This is a genomic window from bacterium (assembly GCA_024226335.1).
Taxonomy (GTDB): Bacteria; Myxococcota_A; UBA9160; order SZUA-336; family SZUA-336; genus JAAELY01.
Genome location: JAAELY010000527.1, coordinates 1 through 891, shown reverse-complemented (window position 1 = coordinate 891; position 891 = coordinate 1). Strand labels below are relative to the sequence as shown.

General features: G+C 64.1%; 1 protein-coding gene. It reads right to left on the bottom strand.

Annotated features, from left to right (window positions below; genetic code table 11):
- Positions 1–343: hypothetical protein (locus tag GY725_25505; protein MCP4007551.1), on the bottom strand; the 343-nt coding region annotated here is incomplete at its 3' end.
- Between the last annotated feature and the right edge of the window lie 548 nt (positions 344–891).

Genomic DNA, 891 nt, shown 5'->3' with positions numbered 1-891 from the left:
CGGAGCCTTCCCCAGCAGGGAGCCTTTCGTAGCCACTGCATTCGGGCTCCTGCTTCGCACCCCCCTCTTCCAAGTCCATCGCTGCACTGCCCTGGCCGAGTTCCTCCTCGCGCCTTCTCTCTTTCCGCCCCCGTTTCTTGTATTTCTTCTCCTTCTCTCTCTTTCTCTTCTCCACTGGAGGCAGGCCATGCCACGCGAGGTCAGGATTCGCCGCATCGGTCTCGATCCCCTGGTGCCACTCTGGAAACCAAGCTTCCAAGAATCCGCCCTCACCATCACGCACCTTCGAGGACTCGACGCGCCTGCCAAGCGGTGTCTGGATGATGGCTTTCTTTGAACTCATGCTCCAATGAGCCGTGGCCAGAGGCGAGAGCGCTCCAAGCGCAGCAACGCCAGTGGGCTTCGCCTCCAAGGTCCCTTCGAACGCCGCAGCGAGGGACCTTCGGACGCCATCGCCAGTTTCGTGGGCTGCCGCGGCGAGGGTTCTTTCAACGCCTTCGCCAGCGGAGGGGGCTCTTTCAACGCCACCGTCAGTTTCGCTGGCGGCCGCGGCGAGGGTACTTTCAACGCCAGCGCCCGTCTGCGTGCCGTCGCGATCGTCGGCTTCATCACGACTCGCGGCTACGGGAGTCGATGCCGCCACGCTTTGCGACTCCGATTCGCCGCGGCCGAGGCAGGTGCGGATCTGTCGGACCCACGGCTCCGTCTTCCTCCTGCGTGCGCCGACGCCCCCTTCGCGATGATAGCGGCTGGAACGGTAATGCGTCAGGTTCAGCCGCTTGCACATGGACAGGAGGTGCGTGCCGATGCGGTGCGCCCACCTCGCCTGGTCCCTGTGCCCACAAGTCTTGCTGAAGGTTCGCTCCGCCGTGTCCAGTGCCAGCAAGGTCT